This window comes from Pseudomonas sp. TE6288 (genome assembly GCF_054062095.1).
The window spans coordinates 53,870-76,377 of the sequence record NZ_JBSSEW010000002.1 but is presented as its reverse complement, the minus strand read 5'-3'; the positions used below and the strand labels follow the sequence as shown (position 1 = coordinate 76,377).

General features: G+C 64.8%; 17 protein-coding genes. 9 read left to right on the top strand and 8 right to left on the bottom strand.

The window, feature by feature from the left end:
• Nucleotides 1-222: 222 nt before the first annotated feature.
• Together ACVWY1_RS02085 and ACVWY1_RS02080 are read left to right on the top strand one after the other, a co-directional pair.
• Nucleotides 223-1,263: an ABC transporter substrate-binding protein gene (locus tag ACVWY1_RS02085; protein WP_111531960.1), complete on the top strand. Its 1,041-nt coding sequence runs from the start codon at nt 223-225 to the stop codon at nt 1,261-1,263.
• A 28-nt stretch (nt 1,264-1,291) separates the two neighbouring features.
• Nucleotides 1,292-2,197: a TauD/TfdA dioxygenase family protein gene (locus tag ACVWY1_RS02080; RefSeq protein ID WP_102683494.1), complete on the top strand. Its 906-nt coding sequence runs from the start codon at nt 1,292-1,294 to the stop codon at nt 2,195-2,197.
• A 32-nt stretch (nt 2,198-2,229) separates the two neighbouring features.
• Here ACVWY1_RS02080 and ACVWY1_RS02075 read toward each other — a convergent pair whose 3' ends face one another.
• Nucleotides 2,230-3,135, bottom strand: a complete 906-nt coding sequence (locus tag ACVWY1_RS02075) for a LysR family transcriptional regulator (RefSeq protein ID WP_102683493.1) — start codon at nt 3,133-3,135, stop codon at nt 2,230-2,232.
• Between the two features lie 192 nt (nt 3,136-3,327).
• Here ACVWY1_RS02075 and ACVWY1_RS02070 point away from each other — a divergent pair, with 192 nt between their 5' ends.
• The 6 genes from ACVWY1_RS02070 to ACVWY1_RS02045 all read left to right on the top strand — a co-directional run bounded on the left by ACVWY1_RS02070 (nt 3,328) and on the right by ACVWY1_RS02045 (nt 12,965).
• A complete protein-coding gene (locus ACVWY1_RS02070) occupies nt 3,328-5,661 on the top strand; it encodes a TonB-dependent receptor (protein WP_457377732.1) in 2,334 nt (777 codons plus the stop codon).
• Between the two features lie 17 nt (nt 5,662-5,678).
• Nucleotides 5,679-7,352 (top strand): aryl-sulfate sulfotransferase, encoded by a 1,674-nt coding sequence (locus tag ACVWY1_RS02065; protein WP_457377731.1) that lies wholly within the window; start codon nt 5,679-5,681, stop codon nt 7,350-7,352.
• Between the two features lie 316 nt (nt 7,353-7,668).
• Entirely contained in the window at nt 7,669-9,111 is a 1,443-nt protein-coding gene (gabD, locus tag ACVWY1_RS02060; RefSeq protein WP_046853707.1) for an NADP-dependent succinate-semialdehyde dehydrogenase, read from the top strand.
• 183 nt (nt 9,112-9,294) lie between these two features.
• Nucleotides 9,295-10,572, top strand: coding sequence for a 4-aminobutyrate--2-oxoglutarate transaminase (gene gabT / locus ACVWY1_RS02055; RefSeq protein WP_110697131.1), 1,278 nt, complete (start codon nt 9,295-9,297; stop codon nt 10,570-10,572).
• 135 nt (nt 10,573-10,707) lie between these two features.
• The gene (locus tag ACVWY1_RS02050) at nt 10,708-12,045 is read left to right on the top strand and encodes an HDOD domain-containing protein (RefSeq protein WP_457377730.1); all 1,338 of its coding nucleotides are present in this window, start codon (nt 10,708-10,710) and stop codon (nt 12,043-12,045) included.
• Between the two features lie 140 nt (nt 12,046-12,185).
• Nucleotides 12,186-12,965: a hypothetical protein gene (locus ACVWY1_RS02045; protein ID WP_457377729.1), complete on the top strand. Its 780-nt coding sequence runs from the start codon at nt 12,186-12,188 to the stop codon at nt 12,963-12,965.
• 6 nt (nt 12,966-12,971) lie between these two features.
• Here ACVWY1_RS02045 and ACVWY1_RS02040 read toward each other — a convergent pair whose 3' ends face one another.
• Nucleotides 12,972-13,961 (bottom strand): GGDEF domain-containing protein, encoded by a 990-nt coding sequence (locus ACVWY1_RS02040; protein ID WP_046857663.1) that lies wholly within the window; start codon nt 13,959-13,961, stop codon nt 12,972-12,974.
• Nucleotides 13,962-14,102: 141 nt separating this feature from the next.
• Complete coding sequence (desA, locus tag ACVWY1_RS02035; RefSeq protein WP_102683489.1) at nt 14,103-15,287, bottom strand: delta-9 fatty acid desaturase DesA; 1,185 nt, start codon at nt 15,285-15,287, stop codon at nt 14,103-14,105.
• Between the two features lie 150 nt (nt 15,288-15,437).
• Here desA and dibA point away from each other — a divergent pair, with 150 nt between their 5' ends.
• On the top strand, nt 15,438-17,333 hold the full coding sequence (gene dibA / locus ACVWY1_RS02030; RefSeq protein ID WP_102683488.1) for a phosphodiesterase DibA: 1,896 nt from the start codon (nt 15,438-15,440) through the stop codon (nt 17,331-17,333).
• 31 nt (nt 17,334-17,364) lie between these two features.
• On the opposite strand, the gene ACVWY1_RS02025 is transcribed toward dibA, so the two are convergent.
• The 5 genes from ACVWY1_RS02025 to ACVWY1_RS02005 are packed head-to-tail and all read right to left on the bottom strand — an operon-like array spanning nt 17,365 to nt 22,475.
• Nucleotides 17,365-18,009, bottom strand: a complete 645-nt coding sequence (locus ACVWY1_RS02025; RefSeq protein ID WP_023632119.1) for a methionine ABC transporter permease — start codon at nt 18,007-18,009, stop codon at nt 17,365-17,367.
• The gene (locus ACVWY1_RS02020) at nt 17,999-19,108 is read right to left on the bottom strand and encodes a methionine ABC transporter ATP-binding protein (protein ID WP_457377728.1); all 1,110 of its coding nucleotides are present in this window, start codon (nt 19,106-19,108) and stop codon (nt 17,999-18,001) included. Before ACVWY1_RS02020 ends, ACVWY1_RS02025 begins: the two co-directional genes overlap by 11 nt.
• A gap of 1 nt (nt 19,109) precedes the next feature.
• Nucleotides 19,110-19,910 carry a MetQ/NlpA family ABC transporter substrate-binding protein gene (locus ACVWY1_RS02015; RefSeq protein WP_457377727.1) on the bottom strand — a complete coding sequence of 267 codons (801 nt, stop codon included), beginning with the start codon at nt 19,908-19,910 and terminating at the stop codon, nt 19,110-19,112.
• The gene (locus tag ACVWY1_RS02010; protein WP_457377726.1) at nt 19,903-21,294 is read right to left on the bottom strand and encodes an LLM class flavin-dependent oxidoreductase; all 1,392 of its coding nucleotides are present in this window, start codon (nt 21,292-21,294) and stop codon (nt 19,903-19,905) included. The genes ACVWY1_RS02015 and ACVWY1_RS02010 overlap by 8 nt, the downstream gene beginning before the upstream one ends.
• Nucleotides 21,294-22,475 (bottom strand): SfnB family sulfur acquisition oxidoreductase, encoded by a 1,182-nt coding sequence (locus tag ACVWY1_RS02005; RefSeq protein ID WP_277502312.1) that lies wholly within the window; start codon nt 22,473-22,475, stop codon nt 21,294-21,296. Before ACVWY1_RS02005 ends, ACVWY1_RS02010 begins: the two co-directional genes overlap by 1 nt.
• Nucleotides 22,476-22,508: the final 33 nt, after the last annotated feature.

Here is a 22,508-nt window from a genome sequence, read left to right as displayed (position 1 = left end):
GAGCATGCGGTCGGTGCATGCGAAAGCCCCGTCCCGTTGCGTTTTCCTCATATTTTCCATGCGTTTCCTGCAAGCCCGTCGCAGGCCCGCATGGCGCCTGGTTTATGTCTTCTGGTTACTAAAAAATGAAGTTTTGATCTTTGTAGGTTCTAACCGGACCTGCCTAGCTTCTGGCCCATAGCGCCGGCCATCGCCGGTGGCAGCCTGCCAAGGAGCCTTGCCATGAAAACCACCTTCCGCCACCTGCTCAGCCCGTTGCTCGCCGCCTTGTTGAGTGCCGTGCCCGTGGCAGCGCATGCCGCCCAGCCGGATGTGATCCGTATCGCCGTGCCCGACCTCAGCGCTGGCAGCAAGCCCAGTGCCGGCGGCGTGGTGGATGTGCTGCGCGATCAGCAACTGCTGGAGAAGGAGTTTGCCAAGGACGGCATCCGCATCGACTGGCGCTTCTTCAAGGGCGCAGGCCCCGTGGTCAACGAAGCGTTGGCCAACGGCCAGGCGGACTTCGCCTACCTGGGCGACCTGGCCGCGATCATCGGCAAGGCCAGCGGCCTCGACACCCGCGTGTTGTCGGCTGGGGTGCGCGGTGTGAAGAGCTACCTCGGCGTAGTTCCGGGCTCGGGCATCCACAGCCTGCAGGATCTCAAGGGCAAGCGCGTGGCAGTGTTCCGCGGCACCGCCAACCAGCTGTCGTTCGCCAGTGCCCTGGCCAGCCAGGGGCTGTCCGAGCGTGAGCTGAAAGTCATCAACCTCGACTTCAACGCCGCCAATGCCGCCCTGGCCGCCAAGCAGATCGACGCCACCTGGGGCCTGTCCAACCTGCTGTCGCTGCGCGAGCGGGGCTTGGTCGAGTTGCCGGTCAACTCACGCAACCTGCAAGGGGCCGGCAGTACTCAAGCGGTGCTGCTCGGCACCGGCGCGTTCATTCGCCAGTACCCCGACCTGGTGCAGCGCCTGGTCAACGCCCAGGAACAGGCGGCGAAGTGGCTGCGCGACGAGCGCAATCGCGAAGCCTACGTGGACCTGGTGGCCAATACCGCCAACTGGCCAAAGTCGATCCTGCGCGACGACCTGGCCGAGGAAAACCTTGCCGAATACTTCGACCCACGCCTGGACGCTGGCTTCGTCGGCCTGCTGCAACAGGGCGTCGACCTGGCCACCAAGGAGCGCCTGATCCGCCGTGGCTTCCAGGTAACCGACTGGATCGAACCACGCTTCATCGACCACGCCCTGCAACAGGACCAGGCCACCCAGGCCGCCCGCTGACCCGACAACAACCCTGAGGAGCACGACCATGAGCAACGCCGCACTGGCCACCGCGCCGCAAACCCTCGAACTCGACATCCACCCCGTTGCCGGGCGCATCGGCGCCGAGATCCGCAACATCAAGCTGTCTGCCGACCTCGACCCGACCACCGTCGACGCCATCCAGGCGGCGCTGGTGCAGTACAAGGTGATCTTCTTCCGAGGCCAGGAGCATCTGGATGACGTAGGGCAGGAAGCCTTCGCCCAACGGCTCGGCGACCCCATCGCCCACCCCACGGTGCCCGTGGTCGATGGCACCAGCTACCTGCTCCAGCTCGATGGCGCCGAGGGGCAGCGGGCCAACTCCTGGCACACCGACGTGACCTTCGTCGATGCCTATCCCAAGGCCTCGATCCTGCGCAGCGTGGTGGCGCCGGCCTCCGGTGGCGACACGGTGTGGGCCAACACCGCCGCGGCCTACCAGGAACTGCCCGAACCGCTGCGCGCCCTGGCCGACCAGCTGTGGGCGGTGCACAGCAACGAGTACGACTACGCCAGTGCGAAACCTGATGTCGATCCGGCCAAGCTGGAGCGCTATCGCAAGGTGTTCACTTCGACGGTGTACGAGACCGAGCACCCGGTGGTGCGCGTGCATCCGGTCAGTGGCGAGCGTGTGTTGCAACTGGGGCATTTCGTCAAACGTATCAAGGGTTATTCGCTGGCCGACTCGCAGCATCTGTTCGCGGTGCTGCAGGGGCATGTGACACGCCTGGAAAACACCGTGCGCTGGCGCTGGCAGGCCGGGGACGTGGCGATCTGGGACAACCGCGCGACCCAGCACTATGCGGTGGATGACTACGGTACGCAGCCGCGCATCGTGCGTCGGGTGACCCTGGCCGGCGAGGTGCCGGTGGGCGTGGATGGGCAACTGAGCCGGACCACGCGCAAGGGCTGAGACCGTTGGGGCCGCAAAGCGGCCCCTGTTCGCTACAACTCGACGTCACAGGCCACCAACTGCCTCACCAATCCCTGCGCCAGCGCCGACAAGCCATACCCCACCCGGCTCACCACCCCATAGCGGGTGTAGAACGCCTCTTCCTGTTCCGGTGCCAGGTCCGCCAGCTTGAGCGCCACCAACCCTTCGTAAGGTCGCAGGTTCGCGCTGCAGGCGATGCCGATGGTGTCCGAGTGCTGCACCACATTGAGCAGCGCATAGCCATGCTCGCATTCCACGCTGGGCAGGAAGTCCTGCCGCCCACTGAGGTCGCTGAGGATCTTGCGGATGTTCGGCGGGCGGAAGGTGGTCGCCAGCGGATAGTCGAACAGGTCCTGCGCGCGCACTTCGCCACGCTCGGTCAGTGGATGCCCGGCGCGGCAGCAGAAGTGCCAGCGTTGGGGCGTGAGCTTGTGCACCTGGTAATCCGGGTCGGCTTCGAACTGGCGGGTGTCGGCGACGAAGAACTCGATCTCCTCGGCGATCAGCCGGCGGTTCAAGGCCTGCCAATTGTCCACCTGGAAGCAGGTGCGCGCCGCCGGGTACTCGGCGATGAAGCGTGCAACCGCCCGCGGCACCAGCCCGCCGGCGGGCGCCGGCCCCGAACCAAAGCGCACCACGCCGGTGGTGGCGCCATTGAACTGATTGATCTCGTTGACCAGGTTGTGCGCCCCATGCACCAGGCGCCGCGAATGCTCCAGCACCAGCAGGCCCTGGCGGGTCGGCGCCAGTTCCTTGCTGGCGCGGTCGACCAGGCGGCAGCCGACGTTGTGCTCCAGCGTCTGGATGCTGCGGCTGAAAGCCGATTGCGAAAGGTTCACCGCAGCCGCCGCAGCGACGAAGCTGCGGTGCTCGACAAGGGCGATGAAGTGGCGGAGCTGGCGCAGGTCGATATGCATTTTCTACATGGAAACTTTCGGTGGAATGCAATTGCTGGGAAGGGTTGGGAACCTTATAAAGGGAGTCTCTTATTCCACAAAATATGAATTACAAATATTTATATTTCTTAAAAGAATATAAGCCAGCCTGACCGCGATTCGGTTCCGCCAACGGAAATGCTCGCCTGGGCCCTTGCCTCAAGGAGCATCTGCATGTCCCGACTTTCCCGTTGGCCCGCGCGCGCCTCGTTGTTCGCCCTGCAACCCCTGGCGGCTGGAGTGCTGCTGGCCGCTTCCGGCAGCAGCTTTGCCGATGAGCCCAACGCCGCCCCAGCCGTGACGCAGGAAGCCCAGCTCGGCACCGTCACCGTCAATGCCCGGCGACGCGAAGAGACCGCGCAGAGCGTGCCCACGCCGATCAGCGTGCTGGGCAGCGAAGCCCTCGAGACCCAGCGCATCTACCGCGTGCAGGATTTGCAGCAACTGGTGCCGAGCACCAACGTCGCCTATGTGCACGCCCGCCAATCGAGCATCTCCATCCGCGGCCTGGGCAACAACCCGGCCAGCGATGGCCTGGAAGGCAGCGTCGGGATCTACCTCGACAACGTCTACCTCGGCCGCCCGGGCATGGCGGTGTTCGACCTGCTCGATGTCGAGCAGCTGGAAATGCTGCGTGGCCCGCAGGGGACGCTGTTCGGCAAGAACACCACAGCCGGTGTGCTCAACATCACCACGCGCAAGCCGACTTTCCACCAAGAGGGCAGCGTGCAGTCGTCGCTGGGCGAGGATGGCTACTGGCAGACCCAGGGCAGTTTCTCCGGTCCTTTGACCGACACCCTCGCCGGGCGCATCAGTGCTTACCACACCGAGGACGACGGCTATGTGAAGAACGTCTACAACGGACATGACCTCAACGGCGGCAAACGCCAGGGCTTTCGCACCCAGTTGCTGTTCAAGCCCAGCGAAACCTTCAACCTGCGCTGGATCGGCGAATACAACGAAGAAAACTCCGACAACGGTATCCTCAGCCTCTACAGCACCGGCCCGACCATCAATGGCGTGAACCGCTACGAGAGCCTGGCCGCCCAGGCCGGCGCAACCCTGGTGTCGGGCAAGGACCGCAAGGTCAACTTCGACGCCGACCAGATGGTCAAGGTGTTCCAGGGTGGAACCTCGGTGGAAGCCAACTGGACCTTGCCCAACGACTTCACCCTTACCTCGATCACCGCCTACCGCTGGTGGGACTTCACGCCGCGCAACGACGACGGCCTCAACGTGCCGGTGTTCCACAGCGCCGGGGTCTCGGTGCGCGACAAGCAGTACTCCCAGGAAATCCGCCTGGCTTCGCCCACCGGCGGCTTCTTCGACTATGTGCTCGGCGCCTATTACTTCAAGCAGGATCTGGACAACAAATCGTTCACCTACAACGGACCGCAAGCCGACATCTGGAACCTGACCCCGGCTGGCGCCCTGGCCAACGTCACCACAATCGGCAACGGCCACATCGATACCGATAGCTACGCGTTGTTCGCCCAAGGCACCTGGCACCTGACCGAGCGCCTGGATTTCACCGCTGGCGTGCGGGGTACCTACGAAGAGAAAAGCGCCTGGGTGACCCGCGACGCGCCGTCCGGCGGCGCGGCCGTGACCGGTGCGGCGGCCGCGGCGCGCCAGGGCAGGGTGGGCGCCTACGATTCAGGTGACCTCAACCAATACAGCTTCGCCCCGTCCGGGCTGCTCAGCCTGAGCTACCGCTTCAGCGACGCGGTGCTGGGCTATGCCAGCCTGTCCCACGGCGAGAAGTCCGGCGGCGTCAACCTCACCGTCGGCGCCGCGCCACGGCTGGGCACCGACTCGCTACTGGTGGGCACCGAACGCGCCAACAACGCGGAGCTGGGGATCAAGAGCACGCTGCTGGACAACCGCCTGCACCTCAACACCAACCTGTTCTGGACCGAAGTGCATGGCTACCAGGCCAACGTCTATGACGAGGCCAACCGCGTGCAGTACCTGGCCAACGCCGGCAGCGTGCGCTCGCGGGGCCTGGAGTTCGAGGCCACGGCCCTGCCGGTCCGCGGGCTGACCGTGAATTTCAATGGCTCGTGGAACGACGTGCGCTACACCGAGTACGACGACGCACCGTGCCCGCCGGAGGTGAGCCTGGCCAATGCCGCCGCCACTTGCGATCTGTCCGGTCACCAGGTGGTCGGCGCCTCCAAGTACATCGCCAACCTCAACGGCCAGTACAAGTGGCAGCTGACCGAGCGTATCGAGCCCTACGTCACCGCCAGCTACGCCTTCCGCTCCAGGGCCGTCGGCACCATCGACGATTCCGACTACGGCCAGATCCCCAGCTACGCCATCGTCAACCTGTCCACTGGCGTGCGCCTGGACCAGGGCGACGGCGTGCTCGACCTGTCGCTGTGGGTGAAGAACGCCGGCGACAAGACCTACTTCACCAGCCTGTGGAACTCCGCCAACGGCGGCTATGCCGGGGTGCTTGGCACGCCGCGCACCGTGGGCGCCACCGCCCGTTACGACTTCTGAGCACAAGGAGCATTGCCATGAACGCCAAGACCCAACCCCACGACCTGCCCGAAGGCGCCTGCCTCACCGCCAAGGTGCCCGACCGCGACGAAGCCCTGCTCGGCGACGTGGTGGTCAACCCGTATCGCCTGGCGCCGCTGACCGCGATCATCCGCGACGGCGGCCGCAGCCTTGGCGCCGTTCACGTTCGTGTGCTGGGGCGTGGCGAGCGCGGTATCGATATCAGCTACGAGGTGTCCGAACGCTCGTTGTGGACCTACGGTGGCATTCCGGTGTTCGGCCTGTATCCGGACCACGTCAACCAGGTGGAGGTGAGCTACAAGCTCGAGGGTGAGCGCATTCGCGAGCGTTACGAAATCTACGCCCCGGCGGTGCGCCTGCCGGTGGTGGCGAAGCAGACGGCGGCGCTGCCCGAGGTCGAACCGATCAAGGTCGCGCCCGGTTTCGAGCGGCGGCTGTATCTGTTCAATCATCTGCTGGCCGACATCCCCGGTGGCCGGGCCTTCAAGTGGAACGGCCTGGGCGGCGCCGCCGAGTGGGACTCGGTGGGCAACAACTGGATCGGCGACAGCAACGGCGATGTGCGCTGGTACCTCGATATCGAGCAGATCCACGATTCCAACCACCGCGACGGCCTGGGCGGAACCATGGGCTTCCACCAGACCCGCGACGGCAAGCTGATCTGGGGCCAGGGCCAGACCTATTCCAAGTACGACCTGCTTGGCCGGCGTATCTGGCAGCGCAACCTGCCGGACAAGTTCGCCGACTTCTCCCACGAGATCCGCGAGACGCCCAACGGCCCCTACCTGTTGCGGGTCGGCACCAGCGACTACCGCCGCCCGGATGGCAAACGCGTGCGCTCGATCCGCGACCATATCATCGAGGTCAACGAGGCCGGCGACGTGCTCGACTTCTGGGACCTGAACCAGATCCTCGACCCGTACCGCGGCGAGCTGCTGGAAACCCTGGGCAAGGCCGCGATCCAGCTGCCGGACGGCGTGCAGAAACAGGACGAGCGCCTGGCCAACGAGCTGGCCGAAGGCGACCTGCCGTTCGGCGACACTCCCGGCGTCGGTACCGGACGCAACTGGGCCCACGTCAACGCCATCGACTACGACGCCGATGACGACAGCATCATCGTTTCAGCACGGCACCAGGGCGTGGTGAAGATCGGTCGCGACAAGCAGGTGAAGTGGATTCTTGCTGCACCCCAGGGCTGGCCGGCGCACCTGCAGGACAAGGTGCTCAAACCCGTGGGCGAGGGCTTCGAATGGTCCTGGACCCAGCACACCGCCTGGCTGACCGGGCGCGGCACGCTGACCGTGTTCGACAACGGCTGGGGCCGGGACTTCGGCCCGACCAAGCTGGCAGGCAACTACAGCCGGGCGGTGGAGTACAGGATCGACGAGGCCAAGGGCACGGTCGAGCAGGTGTGGCAGTACGGCAAGGAGCGTGGTGACGAGTGGTACAGCCCGATCACCTCGGTGGTGGCGTATCGGGCCGATACCGATACCCAATTCATCTATTCGGCTTCGGTGAACTTCCTCACGCCCGAGAAGCTGACAACCAGTGTGCTCAATGAAGTGCGTCGCGGCACCCAGGAGGTGGCGGTGGAGCTGAAAGTGCACAGCCGCCAGCCGGGCAGCGTGGGCTACCGGGCACTGGTGATCGACCTCGACAAGGCGTTCTGACCCTTCCTTCTGACCGATGGTCTAACCTCTTACGGCCCAATCGCGGGGCAAGCCCGCTCCCACAGGAACCATGCGCTCCTTGTGGGAGCGGGCTTGCCCCGCGATTGGGCCGTTTGCCAGGGGGGTGTTCAACCACTCGTTCTTTTTTTCGAACAGCCTATTGTCCAACCCCCCAGCGCCCGCTTAGCATTCCGTTTGAGATTTCAAACGCTCGGCACCCAGGCGTCGAACACCCTGGTGCACGAATTCCTGACGGCCGCCCCCGCATCGAGGGCGCCTTTTCAACAATCAAAATTCGCAGTAAAGGGAAGCCGACATGCAGCTCAAAGACGCTCAGTTGTTCCGCCAGCAGGCCTTCATCAATGGTGAATGGCTGGATGCGGACAGCGGTCAGACCATCAAGGTGACCAACCCGGCCACCGGCGAAGTGATCGGCAGCGTGCCGAAGATGGGCGCCGCCGAAACCCGCCGCGCCATCGAGGCCGCCGACAAGGCGCTGCCGGCCTGGCGCGCACTGACCGCCAAAGAGCGTGCCGGCAAGCTGCGCCGCTGGTTCGAGCTGATGATCGAGCACCAGGACGACCTGGCCCGCCTGATGACCACCGAGCAGGGCAAGCCACTGGCCGAAGCCAAGGGCGAAATCGCCTATGCCGCCTCGTTCATCGAGTGGTTCGCCGAAGAAGCCAAGCGTGTCTACGGCGACGTCATCCCAGGCCACCAGCCGGACAAGCGCCTGATCGTCATCAAGCAGCCGATCGGCGTCACCGCCGCCATCACCCCGTGGAACTTCCCGGCCGCGATGATCACCCGCAAAGCCGGCCCGGCCCTGGCCGCCGGTTGCACCATGGTGCTCAAGCCCGCTTCGCAGACCCCGTACTCTGCCCTGGCCCTGGTCGAACTGGCCACCCGTGCCGGCATCCCGGCTGGCGTGCTGAGCGTGATCACCGGCAGCGCCGGCGAAGTCGGCTCCGAGCTGACCGGCAACTCCCTGGTGCGCAAGCTGTCCTTCACCGGCTCGACCGAAATTGGTCGCCAGTTGATGGAAGAGTGCGCCAAGGACATCAAGAAAGTTTCCCTGGAGCTGGGCGGCAACGCGCCGTTCATCGTGTTCGACGACGCCGACCTGGACAAGGCGGTCGAGGGCGCGATCATCTCCAAGTACCGCAACAACGGTCAGACCTGCGTCTGCGCCAACCGTATCTACGTGCAGGACGGCGTCTACGATGCGTTCGCCGAGAAGTTGAAAGCCGCCGTGGCCAAGCTGAAGATCGGCAACGGCCTGGAAGAAGGCACCACCACTGGCCCGCTGATCGACGGCAAGGCTGTCGCCAAGGTCCAGGAGCACATCGAGGACGCCGTCGCCAAGGGCGCCAAGGTGCTGTCCGGTGGCAAGCTCATCGAAGGCAACTTCTTCGAGCCGACCATTCTGGTCGACGTGCCGAAAACCGCCGCCGTCGCCAAGGAAGAGACCTTCGGCCCGCTGGCGCCGCTGTTCCGCTTCAAGGACGAGGCCGAAGTCATCGCCATGTCCAACGACACCGAGTTCGGCCTGGCCTCGTACTTCTATGCCCGTGACATGAGCCGCGTGTTCCGCGTCGCCGAGGCCCTGGAGTACGGCATGGTCGGCATCAACACCGGCCTGATCTCCAACGAAGTCGCGCCGTTTGGCGGCATCAAGGCGTCGGGCCTGGGCCGCGAAGGTTCCAAGTACGGCATCGAGGACTACCTCGAGATCAAATACCTGTGCATCAGCGTCTGATCGCCAGGTAAACGCTTTTACCTCTGCCAGCGGGGCGCGAGAGCGACGTCTCGCTGGCCTTTTTGACATAGCGGTACCCGGTGGCCAGGGCATGTGTGACAGTCGATCAACGAATACTGTGCACGCCTGCGTCCAGCCACCCCCGAATAAAAGCGCCGCAGAACCGGCGCAATTGAGGGCACTATGAGCAAGACCAACGAATCCCTGATGCAACGTCGTGTCGCCGCCGTCCCACGTGGCGTTGGCCAGATCCACCCGATCTTCGTCGATACCGCGAAGAACTCGACGGTGATCGACGTTGAAGGCCGCGAACTGATCGACTTCGCCGGCGGCATCGCTGTACTGAACACCGGCCACCTGCACCCGAAAGTGGTCGCGGCCGTGCAAGAGCAGCTGACCAAGGTCAGCCACACCTGCTTCCAGGTGCTGGCCTACGAGCCGTACGTCGAGCTGTGCGAAAAGATCAACAAGCTGGTGCCTGGCAACTTCGACAAGAAGACCCTGCTGGTCACCACCGGCTCCGAAGCCGTTGAAAACGCCGTGAAGATCGCCCGTGCCGCCACCGGCCGTGCTGGCGTGATCGCCTTCACCGGCGGCTATCATGGCCGCACCATGATGACCCTGGGCCTGACCGGCAAGGTCGTGCCGTACTCCGCCGGCATGGGCCTGATGCCAGGCGGCATTTTCCGCGCCCTGTTCCCGAGCGAGCTTCACGGTGTCAGCGTTGACGACGCCATCGCTTCGGTCGAGCGCATCTTCAAGAACGACGCCGAGCCGCGTGATATCGCCGCGATCATCCTCGAGCCGGTACAAGGCGAAGGCGGCTTCCTGCCTGCGCCGAAAGAGCTGATGCAGCGCCTGCGTGCCCTGTGCGACCAGCACGGCATCCTGCTGATCGCCGACGAAGTGCAGACCGGCGCCGGCCGTACCGGTACCTTCTTCGCCATGGAGCAGATGGGCGTCGCGCCTGACCTGACCACCTTCGCCAAGTCGATCGCCGGCGGCTTCCCGCTGGCCGGTGTGTGCGGCAAGGCCGAGTACATGGACGCCATCGCCCCGGGCGGCCTGGGCGGTACCTACGCCGGTTCGCCGATCGCTTGCGCCGCAGCCCTGGCGGTGATCGAAGTGTTCGAGGAAGAGAAACTGCTGGATCGCAGCAAGGCCGTTGGCGAACGCCTGACCACTGGCCTGCGTGAAATCCAGAAGAAGCACCCGATCATCGGCGATGTCCGTGGTCTTGGCTCGATGATTGCCGTGGAAGTCTTCGAGAAAGGCACCCACACCCCGAACGCCGCCGCCGTTGCCCAGGTTGTCGCCAAGGCTCGCGACAAGGGCTTGATCCTGCTGTCCTGCGGCACCTACGGCAACGTCCTGCGTATCCTGGTACCGCTGACCGCCGAAGATGCCCTGCTGGATAAAGGCCTGGCGATCATCGAAGAGTGTTTCGCCGAACTGGCCTGAAATATGTGACACGTTTCAGAAAAAAACCCGCCTCGGCGGGTTTTTTTATGCCGTTCGCCGGCTTCAGGCGCTAAGGTTGTAGGAGGATTCCGTGGAAGCTGCGATGGATCGCGCGTCATTTCTGGAGACTCGCTCATGAGCGCTGCCGACCCCGTTGCCCCTTGTGTCTTGATCGCCGAGGGTGACCCTTGGGTACGCGACATGCTCAGCGAAATGCTGCTCAGTGTGCGCTGTGACGCCCGCCTGCAGGTCTGTGCCGATGGCTCCCAGGCCCTGAGCGCGCTGGCGGCCAAGCCTGACCTGATCATCGCCGCCCGTGAGCTTTCCGGCCTCGATGGCCTGGACCTGCTGCGCAAGGTGCGCGCCAGGGGCGACAAGCCCGGCCTGCCGTTCATCCTGATGAGCAACCGCACCGACAGCGCCAGTGTGCGCGAGGCGCTGCCGTTGCACCCCACCGCCTACCTGAGCAAGCCGCTCGACCTGGACAACCTGCGCAAGCGTCTGGAAAACCTGCTGCTGGAGGTGGGCGAGCAGATCGCCTGCCCGGTGCCACCGCTGCAGCCCGGCGTGCAACTGCCGGCCTACCTCGAGCAACGCCGCGCCACTGCCGATGGCGGCCCACTGTTCGCCGATGTGCAGGTGGCGGTCAAGCGCGCCCTCAACCCAAATGGCTTGAACCTCAAGGTGCTCGAGGAAGAGGTACGCAACGACCCGCAGATTACCGGCGTACTCATCGCTGCCGCCAACAGCGCCGCGCTGCATCGCGAAGCGCCGGTGCAGACCTTGCTGCAGGCGCTGAACAAGCTTGGCAGCACCCAGAGCATGAACCTGATCCTCGGGCTAACGCTCAAGCGCAGCGCGCGGTTGAGCGACCCCTTGTTGGCGCGGCATGCCGCGCACTACTGGAACCTCTCGCTGCATGCCGCCGACTACGCACGCACCCTGGCGCGCACGCTCGAAGTGGACGAAGGGCGCTGCTACTGCGCGGGTTTGTTGCATTGCCTGGGCGACCTGGCGGTACTTCGCACCTTGCAGGAGTGGCGACTGGCCGGTGGCGAGTTGGACGAGGACCAGGTGGAGCTGTCGCTCAACGAGTTCGGCGCACCGTTCGGCTCGGCACTGCGCACCCGCTGGCGCTTGCCGCTCGACCTGCGCGAGCTGATCGCCGCGGTGTATCAGCTGGGTGGCGGCGTCTACTCCCGGGAGATCCTGGCGATGAACCTGGCCGGGCAACTGTCGCGACTCAGGCCCAGCGAGGGGTTGGAGAAGATAGCCAGCAGCAAGACGGCGCGCTTGCTCAAGCTGGGGTTGCCGGAGTTGTCGCGGCTGCGCAAGGTGGATCCGGAGGCGCTGGCGCGGGAGGAGGCTGAGCATCAGGTGGCGGAAACTGCTGCGAGCGAGCCGCAGGTTGCCCCGGTTATTGCGCCGGCTACTGATGCAGGCCCGGCCGAAGATGAGGAGCGCCAGGCTTGATCAGTGCACCGCCGGGATTGCATCAGGCTTGGGAGCATTCCTACAGATATTGCGGACGGTAGTTCGTATCCAGAGAAGTCCTTCAGGCGTAGCTTTCCCTCCACTCCAACAACGGGATGGCAGGAAGGTTGCGGCTGAAGATGAGTACGTACAGACACCGTGGTCTGCGCTATCAGGTCTTTCGATCGCAAGCGCGAAAGCTGGCCCAGGAAGCATTCTGCAAGAGCCAACGTGTGCCCAGACCTGGGCTTGACGTCGACAAGGTATGTTTCGAACCTATTGGTCACACGGCTTTCGAGGCTTTTCAGGGCTGGGGCGAGCAGACCCACCACTTTCCTTGGGAGGAGGTGCCGCGATGGACGGACTTCGACCTCAAAGGCTTCGACCTGTCGTTGTGGTCTGCGCGAGAGCTCTGTGGGCTCTGCTATGCCAGCCCCCGGCGAAGCAGGCGCTGCATCAAGATCATCCTGCTGGAGGGCAAGCCGGGCCCGGAGAACCCATTGAGGGGGCTGGTGGCGTCACTGTCGTTGTTGGCGGTTGCAGAGTACGCAAGGATGCTCAAGTACTCGCGAATTGAGGTTCAACAGCCGGACCCGGGGGCCGAGCCCCTGTACCAGTCGCTTGGCTTCGCTCGCGATCCGGGCGGAAGTCTCGTGATATCCGTTGCGGCAATGAGCCCGCAACGTACTTTCCACATCTCGGAGGTGCCTGTGAGCTATTCGAAAGATTCCAAGAGGGCTGCACTGATCAAGCGCTACACAGCCCAGGCTATCGCTCTGGCGGGTGAAATCACCGATCAGCAACGACATTTTCTCGAAGTTGGCTTCAAGGAAGGTCTGGAGAAAGAGCCAGAGGGGATACTGGCTGGGCCACGTAGCGGGCCGATCGATTATGAATGGAGTGTCTCAGCCGCGAAGTGACCCGCTTCAGCCTTTCACTATCTGGTTCTTGCCCTGGCGCTTGGCACGGTACATGGCCGCATCCGCCCGGGCGAACAGGTTGTCGAGCGTTTCATCCTCATCTTGCAGCCCGGTCAGCCCCTGGCTTACGGTAACTCCGTAGGTCTGCTCTCCATGGCTGAAACTCAACCGCTGGATTTCCCGCTGCAACCGCTCGGCAATCTGTTCGGCCACCTGCGCGGTGCAGCCGGGGAACACGGCGGCGAATTCCTCTCCCCCTATGCGCCCGAACTGATCGCCCCGACGTAGCACGGCCTTGCCGCTGTCGGCGATGCGCTGCAGTACCTGGTCACCTTCCTGGTGACCATAGCTGTCGTTGATGTGCTTGAAATCGTCGATGTCCAGCAGCAGGAAGGCCATCGGCGTGCCGTCCTCGCGGGCGCTGTCGAACGCCTGCTGAGCGCACTCGAAGAAATGCCTGCGGTTGCTGCTCTGCGTGAGCACGTCGGTGGTGGCCAGACGCTGCAACTCACCTTCGAGCTGTTTTTTCTCGGTGATGTCCTCGGCGATGCCGACGATGATCACCCGCTGGTCGCCTTCACGCTGTTGGTTGATATAGCACTTGTCGCTGAGCCAGCGCACCTCGCCGGCGGCGTTGAGGATGCGGTACTCGCGGTCCTCGACGGTGCCCTTGACCAGCACCTGGGCCAGGCTGCGCTCGGCGTACTCCAGGTCATCCGGGTAGATGGCGTCGCGCCATTCGTTGTAGTCGGCCAGCACCAGGCTGGCCGGGCGGCCGAAGATGCGTTCGTAGGCGGGGCTGACATAAAGCACCTGGCGAGTTTCCCAATCGAAGGCCCAGAGCACGGCATTGACGCTGTCGAGCAGCGAGCTGTACAGCTGCTCGCGTTCGCTCAGGCGGGCCACTTCGCCTTGAGCGTGCAACAGGGCGAGCAGGGTTTGAGCAGCTTCGGGGCGCGGGGTGCCGGTAGAGGTGGGTGGGAGATCTTTGGCCATGAGCACGGAACGGTTCTCGACGATGGGCGTGCGGCCACGGTCCGGCCCGCCACGCGGGCGATATGCCGGATTTGAGTCGATTGCAGGGGGGGAAGTTCCGGTCGGCACGCCCCTCTGCGGGGCATGCCGATCAACGGTGGCTCAGGCGCCGTTGGGGCGCAGCGAGTAGGTCTTGAGCTGGGCGGCGAAGTCACGCAGCGACTGGATGCCACTGGCCTCGGCCTCGTGTACCCAGTCCTTCATGGCGGCGAGCATGTCGTGGCCGTTGGCGCTGGTGCGCGCCCAGATCTGCTGTAGCGCCAGGCGCTTTTCGTAGATGGTCTTGAGAGCCTGGCTGTGGGCCAGCAGCGACTCGATGCGCACGTGGTGGCGATCCTGCAGCAGGCTGGTTTCCCGCGAGAGCAGACGCTTGGCGCGGCGGAAGCGGTGGCGTACCGAGGTGTCGACCTTGTCCAGCTCCTGCTTGACCAGCGGGCCGATCACCAGCTTGCGGTACTGGGCCATGATCTGGAAGCGGTTGTTGAGGATGGCCATGGCAGTGTCCATGTCCAGCGACGCCTTGCCTTCCACCCGATGGGCGATGGGTGCCACCCGTTGCACCTTGGCCAGGCGCAGCAGGCTCAGCAGGCGGATCCACATCCAGCCCATGTCGAACTCCCAGCGGCGTACCGAAAGCTTCGCCGAGTTGGGGTAGGTGTGATGGTTGTTGTGCAGCTCCTCGCCGCCAATGATGATGCCCCACGGCACCAGGTTGGTGGCGGCGTCGCGGCATTCGAAGTTGCGATAGCCCACGGCATGGCCCAGACCGTTGACCACACCGGCGGCCCAGAACGGAATCCACATCATCTGGATCGCCCAGATGGTGATGCCGATGGTGCCGAACAGCAGCAGGTCGAGTACCGCCATCAGGGCGATGCCGCCGAGCTTGTAGCGGGTGTAGAGGTTGCGCTCGATCCAGTCGTCCGGGCAGTTCTTGCCGTAGATGCGCAGCGTTTCCTCGTTTTTCGCCTCTTCCCGGTACAGCTCGGCGCCCTTGCGCAGCACGGTGCCCAGGCCCTTGTGCACCGGGCTGTGCGGGTCGTCGGGGGTTTCGCACTTGGCGTGGTGCTTGCGGTGGATGGCGGTCCACTCGCGGGTGTTCTGCGCCGTGGTGAGCCACAGCCAGAAACGGAAGAAATGCTTGAGGCCCGCGTTCAGCTCCAGGGCGCGGTGGGCCGAGTAGCGGTGCAGGTAGATGGTGACGCTGACGATGGTCACATGGGTCATCAGCAGGGTGACGGCGACCAGTTGCCAGGCCGACAAGTCGAGCAGACCGTAATACCACATAACGGGAAATACCCTCGGAAAACAGGCGGAACAACGCAGGCATTATCCTTTGGCGGGGAAATAAAACCAGTCGCGCTTTTGGATAGGAAGTCACAGGGTGTTTCAGCCCCTATAATGCCCCTTCTTTTTTCATGGGCTCATTCACCCGACATGTCTGTTTCCGTTCGCGACGCCTTGCGCATGGCCGGGCTCTACGTGTTGCTTTCGATTCTCTGGCTGGTGCTGTCCGAGCTGGTCTTGCACGGCATGACCGAGGATCCGTTGGCCCTGGCCGTGGGGCGGCAGATCAATGTCGTGCTCTGGGTCTTGCTCAGTGCCGCGCTGATCTTCGTTTCACGTGCGCGCCTGCTCAACTTCATTGGTATCGGCGCGCGCCTGCGCAGCGATGACCGCGAGCGCCTGCGCATGGCTGCGGCGGTGTTCGACAGCACTCTGGAAGGGGTGCTGGTGACCGATCGCAACGGCCTGATCGTGCACGTCAACCGGGCATTCATGCGCATTACCGGCTACCAGCAGGAAGAAGTCATCGGCCAACGTCCGAGCAAGTTCAAGTCAGGGCGGCATGGAGCGCCGTTCTACCAGCAGATCTATGCCGCGCTGGCGGAGCAGGGCGAATGGAGCGGGGAAATCTGGAATCGCCGTAAAAGCGGGGAAATCTACCCGCAATGGCAGACGATCTGCGCCATTCGTGACGACAGTGGTGAGCTTAGCCATTACGTCGCAGTGTTCAGCGACATCAGCGTGATCAAGCACACCGAACAGGAGCTGGCCTATCTCGTTCACCACGATCCGCTGACCGGTCTGCCCAACCGCCTGCTGTTCAATGATCGCGCCATGCAGGCGATGGCCGCGGCGCAGGCCAACAAGCGCGGCTGCGCCTTGCTGCTGCTCGACCTCGATCACTTCCAGAGCATCAACGACGGCCTCGGCCACACCATTGGCGACCAACTGCTCAAGCTGGTCGGCGAACGCCTGCGCGAGGTGCTGGGCAACGGTGTGACCCTGGCGCGCCTGGGGGGAGACGAGTTCGGCGTGCTGGCCGAGAGCTGTCAGCAGGTCGGCCAGGCAGGCAAGTTGGCGCAATCGATCATCGAGCGCTTGAAAGAACCGTTCTGTTTCGAGGGCAACCGCCTGTTCATCAGTGCCAGCATCGGCATCAGCCTGTTCCCCAACGATGCACTGAGCGCCGAGCAGCTGCTGCGCAACGCCGATTCGGCGCTGTTCAAGGCCAAGAGCAATGGCCGCGCCTGCTACGCGCTGTACACCGAGGAGCTTACCGCCCATGCCCAGCAGCGGGTCGAGACCGCCGGCGAATTGCGTCGGGCGCTCGAACAGCAGGAGCTGCGGGTGTTCTTCCAGCCGGTGCACGACCTGTTCACCGCCCGGATGATCGGCGTCGAGGCGCTGGTGCGCTGGCAGCATCCCGTGCGTGGCCTGGTTCCCCCCGGGGAGTTCATTCCCATCGCCGAGCGTACCGGGCTGATTGCCGAAATCGACGCCTGGGTGCTGCACCAAGCGTGTCGGCAGATGGTGCAGTGGCAGGCCGAAGGGCGGCAGCTGGCATTCGTGGCGGTGAACATCTCCAGTCGCCTGTTCAGCCAGCGTGACCTGTACCGCCAGGTGGCCGATGCGCTGCACGATACCGGGCTGGATCCGTCGCTGCTCGAGCTCGAAGTGACAGAGAGCGCGGTGATGGAAGACCCCGAGGTCGCCCTGGAACAGCTGCATCGCCTGCGCGAGCTGGGCGTGACCTTGGCCATCGACGATTTCGGTACAGGTTATTCGTCATTGCTGCGGCTCAAACGCATGCCCGTGCAAAAGCTGAAGATCGACCAGGGCTTCGTGGCAGGCCTGCCCCACGATGAAGACGACATTGCCATCGTGCGGGTGATCATCGCCTTGGCGCGAAGCATGGGCATGCAGGTGCATGCCGAAGGGGTGGAGCAGGCCGAGCAGGCGCGGTTCCTGCTGGAGCAGCAGTGCCAGCTGGGGCAGGGGTACTGGTTCGGGCGGCCGGTGCCGGCGGCGGAGCTGCACTGGGGCTGACACCGCATCGCGGGGCAAGCCCGCGATGGGCTCAACGCTTGTTCAAACCTTTGGCCAAACGGTCCCCACCCAGCTGGATCACCGCCACCAGCGCCACCAGCATCACGATCACGGTCAGCATGATCTGGCTGTCGAAGCGCTGGTAGCCGTAGCGGTAGGCAATATCGCCCAAACCCCCGGCACCGATCGCCCCGGCCATGGCCGAGGAGTTGATCAGCGTCACCAGGGTGATGGTGAACCCGCCGACGATCCCCGGCAGCGCCTCGGGCAGCAGCACGTGCCAGACGATGTGCCAGCGCCGGCAGCCCATGGCCTGTGCCGCTTCGATAAGGCCGTGGTCCACCTCGCGCAGGCTGACCTCGGCGATGCGCGCGAAGAACGGCGTGGCGGCAATTGTCAGCGGCACCACGGCGGCCCACACGCCATAGGTGGTGCCGACCACCAGGCGGGTGAAGGGGATCAGCGCGACCATCAGGATCAGGAACGGGATCGAGCGGAACAGGTTGACGATGGCGCCCAGCACCCGGTTCAGCGCGGCGGCCTCGAAGATCCCGCCCTTGTCGCTGGTGACCAGCAGCACTGCCATCGGTACCCCGACGACCAGCGCGACCAGCGAGGACACGCCGACCATCAGCAGGGTGTCGAGCAAGCCTTGCAGCAGGCGATCAATCCACATGGCCGAGTACCTCCACATCCACGGCCCAGCGACGGGCGCGTTCGAGCAACTGGCGGGTGTCCAGCGGCGAGCCGCGCACTGCCAGGATCAGTTGCCCCAAGGCATGCTCGCCGATGGTCTCGACGCCGCCCTGGAGCAGCCGCACGCGTCCGCCCAGATCGCTGAACAGGGCGCTCAGTTCCGGCTCGCCCACCAGGTCGAGCTTGAGCACCACGGCCGCGTCGCGGCTGCCCGGCTGGCTGCGTAGACTGGCCCGCAAGGCGGCCGGCAGCTTGGTCTGCAGCGGTGCGAGCAGGGTGCGGGTGACGTCGTGGCGCGGTGTGCCGAACACTTGCCAGACCTCGCCCTGTTCGACGATCTCGCCCCGCTCGAGCACTACCACGCGCTGGCAGATATCGCGGATCACCGCCATCTCGTGGGTGATCAGCACCACGGTCAGGCCCAGGCGTTGGTTGATGTCGCGCAGCAGCTCGAGGATCGAGGCAGTGGTTTCCGGGTCCAGCGCGGAGGTGGCTTCGTCGCACAGCAGGATCTCGGGGTCATGCACCAGCGCCCGGGCGATGCCGACGCGCTGCTTTTGCCCGCCCGACAGCTGCGCCGGATAGACATGGTGCTTTTCCGCAAGGCCCACCAGCTCCAGCAGCTCGCGTACCTTGCGCTGGCGCTCGGCCTTGGCCACGCCGGCCACCTTCAGCGGCAGCTCGACGTTCTGCCACACGGTCTTGGCCGACATCAGGTTGAAGTGCTGGAAGATCATGCCGATGCGCCGGCGCAGGGCCACCAGGCGGTCCTCGTCGAACGGCGCGATATCCACCTGGTCGATCAGCACCCGGCCCTGGCTGGGCTGTTCCAGGCGGTTGATCGTGCGCAGCAGCGAAGACTTGCCGGCACCGCTGCGGCCGATGATGCCGAATATTTCGCCGCGGCGGATGTTCAGGTCGATGCCTTGCAGCGCTGGTTGGCCCTGGCCCGGATAGGTCTTGCCAAGGCCGATGAAGCGGATGTGCGCCTGGTTCACTTCCGGGCGCAGGGCCGTTTCCTCGGCCTTGCACGGTTCGGCGGGCGGAATGGGCGCCCTCAGGGCGCTGGCCTGGGTCATGTCAGCCTTCCCAGCCGGCCTGGTAGAGCTTGCCATGGGCCTTGTCCAGGGCGGCGCGCACGACCGGCGAGTGTTGGTAGATATCGACGAACCTGGCCAGTCGCGGGTCGTTTTTCTCCTGTGGGCGGATAACGAACTGGATCACGTACTCCTTGTTCTCCAGGCCGTCGAACAGCAGCGCCGACGTAGCGTCAAAGGTGTTGGCCAGGCGGATATAGGCCGGGTAGCCCTGCACCAGGTCGGCGTCGTCATAGGCGCGCACCAGTTGCACCGCTTCCACCTGGAGAATTTTGATCTTCTTCGGGTTGGCGATGATGTCGTCCTCGGTGGCCTTGTAACCCACGCCCTGCTTGAGGGTGATCAGCCCGGCCTTGGCCAGCAGTTGCAGGCCACGGCCACTGTTGATCGGGTCGTTGGCGATGGCCACGCTGGCGCCTTCGGGCAGCTCGGCAAAGCTTTTGTACTTTTTCGAGTACAGCCCGACGTTGTTGATGATCCCCGGTGCATAGGGGACCAGGTCGAAGCCGGCGGCGGCCTTGGCGTTTTCCAGGAAGGGGATGTGCTGGAAGTAGTTCACGTCGATGTCGCCGCTGTTGAGGCTGACATTCGGCGCGATCCAGTCGCTGAACTCGATCAGCTTCACCTCCAGGCCTTGTTTGTGGGCTTCTGCCACCGCCGCTTCCAACGGAATGGCGAAGGCGGCGGTGGTGCCGATCTTCAGTGGCTCCGCGGCGAAGGCGGCGGCGGACAGGCCGAGGCCCAGGGCGATGGCCGCGACGGGCCGGAACAGTTTTTCAAGCATGGTGCAGGGCTCCAGTCGGGGCAGGGGTGGGGGTGTTGCGGTAGGAGGATCCGGGATGGTCAGCGGGCAAGTGCGGATGGTCACTGGCGAACAGCTTCTCGCGCAGGGTGCCTTCGGCGTAGTCGGTCTTGTAGCGGCCACGGCGTTGCAGTTCGGGTACTACCAGGTCGATGAAGGCCTCGAAGCTTTCCGGGGTGACGGTGCGGGTCAGGTTGAAGCCGTCCAGGCCGGTGTCGTCGAGCCAGCCGATCAGTTGCTCGGCCACCTGCCCGGGGTCGCCGACCAGGGTCACGTAGCGGCCGCCCAAGGCGTGCTGCTCCAGCAGGCGGCGGCGAGTCCAGGCGCTGTCCTGCAATTGGCGGGTGGCGGACTGGATGGCATTGCCCTTGGCGAATCCGATGGGTTCGTCCAGTTCGTAGCGTGAGAAGTCGATACCGGTGGAACTGGCGAAATGCGCAACACCTGCCTCGGCGCTGGCGTAATGCAGGTACTCGGCGTGCAGGGCGCGGGCTTGGTCTTCAGTTGCGGCAACGATCACGGTGATGCCCATGAATACCTTGACCGCCTGCGGGTCGCGACCAGCGGCTTGCGCCGCTGCGCGGACCTTGTCGACCTGGGCGCGGGTGGCGGCCTTTTCCTGGCCGCTGATGAACACGCACTCGGCATGGTTGCCGGCAAAGGCCAAACCGCGCGCCGAACTGCCGGCCTGGAACAGTACCGGTGTGCGCTGCGGCGAAGGCTCGCACAGGTGATAGCCCTCGACCTTGTAGAACTCGCCCTGGTGCTCGACCTTGCGCACCCTGTCCGGCCGGGCATACACGCGCTGCGCGCGGTCGGCGACCACGGCATCGTCGGCCCAGCTGCCTTCGAGCAGCTTGTACAGCACCTGCAGGTATTCGTCGGCCTGGTCGTAGCGGCGGTCGTGCTCGGGTTGCTGTTCCAGCCCCATGGCCCGAGCTGCACTGTCGAGGTAGCCGGTGACGATGTTCCAGCCGACCCGGCCGTTGCTCAGGTGATCGAGAGTGGAGAGGCGCCGGGCGAACAGGTAAGGCGCTTCATAGGTCAGGTTGGCGGTGAGGCCGAAGCCCAGATGCCTGGTAACGGCGGCCATGGCCGAGACCAGCAGCAGCGGGTCGTTGACCGGCAACTGGATCGACTCCTTGAGCGTCACGTCCAGCGACTGGCCATAGACGTCGTAGGTGCCGACGATATCGGCGATGAACAGCCCGTCGAACAGCCCCCGCTCCAGCAGGCGGGCCAGGTCGGTCCAGTAGTCGAGGGTCTTGTACTGGGTCGAAGTGTCCCGTGGGTGGGTCCACAAACCGTGGTTGATGTGCCCGATGCAGTTCATGTTGAAGGCATTGAGCAGGATCTGCTTGGCCATCAGATGGTCCCTCGGCGCGGCGGTTTTTCGTCGTTGAGGTAGTAGTTGCCGATGGCGTGGTACTTCCAGCGCACCGGGTCGTGCAGGGTGTGCACCCGGGCGTTGCGCCAGTGGCGGTCGAGGTTGTGCTCGGCCAGGGTGGCCTGGCTGCCGGCCAGCTCGAACAGGGTGGTGCCGGCGGCCAGGGAGATCTCGGTGCTGATCGCCCGGGCCTCGGCGACGGCAATCGAGGCGGCGGCCAGGGTCTCGGCGTTGCTGTCGGCCTGGGCGATGTCGAGGATTTCACCCGCGCGTTCGAGCAGGGCCTCGGTGGCGTGCAGGCGGATTGCCAGTTGGCCGAAGCTCTTCAGAGTCAGTGGATCGTCGCTGGCCTTGTCGAGGCCAGAGTCGATCCACGGGCGGCTGCGGGTGCGCACGAAGTGCAGGGCGTCCTCGTAGGCGGCGCGGGCGATACCGGTGTCGATCGCGGCATGGAGGATCTGCGCCAGGGGGCCGACCGTGGTCGGGCGCTCGAAGGCGCTTTGGAACGGCACCACGTCTTCGGCGCGGACCGGCACATGGTTGAACACCACCGAGCCGCTGCCGGTGGTGCGCTGGCCGAAGCCGCTCCAGTCGTCGATCACCTCGATGCCCGGGCTGTCGGCGGGCACGAAGGCCAGGTGCGATACGCCCTGTTCGTCGATCACCAGGGTCGGGATGCGCTGGGCGTAGATTGCGCCGGTGCAGTAGAACTTACGGCCATCGATGCGGTAATGGTCGCCGTCGCGGCTCAGGCGGGTGGTGCGTTCGTGGGCGTTCTTCGTGCCGAGTTCGGCCAGGGCGTTGCCGAAGCGGCGGCCGGCGAGCACTTCGGCGTAGAGCCGTTGCTGTTGTTCGGCGCTGCCGTTCACCCGCAGCACCTCCAGGGCGTAGAAGTGGTTCTGCGGGATCTGCCCGAGCGAGGCGTCGGCCTGGGCGATGCGTGCGATGACCTTGGCCAGGGTGGCACTGGACACGCCGGCGCCGCCAAAGGCCTTGGGCACGCTGATGCCCCACAGGCCGGACTGCACGAAACGTTCGAGTTCGGCATGCGGCAGGCGGCGCTCGCGGTCGCGCAGGGCGCTGTCTTCGCGCAGGTAGTGGGCAAGTTCGTCGGCGACGGCCAGGGCCTGGGCGTCGGTGGTGATGATGGATGCAGTCATTGTGCTCTCCGGGCACTTGGGGCCGCTGTGCGG